Below are 714 nucleotides of genomic sequence, written 5' to 3'. Positions count from 1 at the left end.
AAAGCGCCGATCGGCATCCATGACAACTTCTTCCAACTGGGAGGAGACTCGATTTTGAGTATCCAAGTGGTGTCCCGAGCAAGGGAAAAAGGCTTGATCTTGCAGCCCAAACAGCTTTTTGCTCATCAGACCATCGCGGCATTGGCGCAAGTTGCAGAAACCGAACAACAAGTAGTAGGAGAACAGGGCATCTTGGTTGGAGAAGTCCCGTTGCTGCCGATTCAAAAGTGGTTTTTGGAACAGACAACCCATCCGCATCACTTTAACCAGAGTATGCTGCTAAACATAGGGAAAGTGAACCGAACCAGCTTACAACAAGCGATCGATTTTCTCGTGGCACACCATGATGCTCTACGGATGCGTTTTCTGCCAAGCGAAGAGGGTTGGAAACAAGTGTACCAAGCGAAAGCACCTGTGCTGCTGGAGGCAGTCGATCTGCGAATCGAAGCCGAACCAATCCTGCTTTTGGCACAACGAGCAGAGGAAGCACAAGGAAGTCTTCATTTGACCGATGGACCCTTGTTTCGAGCGATTTGGTTTCAGCTGCCAGCAGAAGAAAACCGCTTGCTGCTTGTTGCCCATCATTTGATCATGGACGGGGTATCTTGGCGGATTGTGATGGAAGATTTGGAGACCGTCTACCAACAGATTGAGGCAGGAAGACAAGTTCAGCTTCCTCCTAAAACCAGTTCGTACCGCCAATGGGCAGAACAT

General features: G+C 49.7%; 1 protein-coding gene. It reads left to right on the top strand.

Going from position 1 to position 714, the window contains the following annotated elements; all coding sequences use genetic code 11:
• Window positions 1-9: 9 nt before the first annotated feature.
• On the top strand, window positions 10-714 hold a 705-nt coding region (locus AC5WOC_RS21185), incomplete at its 3' end, for a condensation domain-containing protein (RefSeq protein WP_496057414.1).

The sequence above is a fragment of the Shimazuella sp. NTD247 genome (genome assembly GCF_059510415.1).
This window is presented reverse-complemented; position numbering and strand designations above follow the sequence as displayed.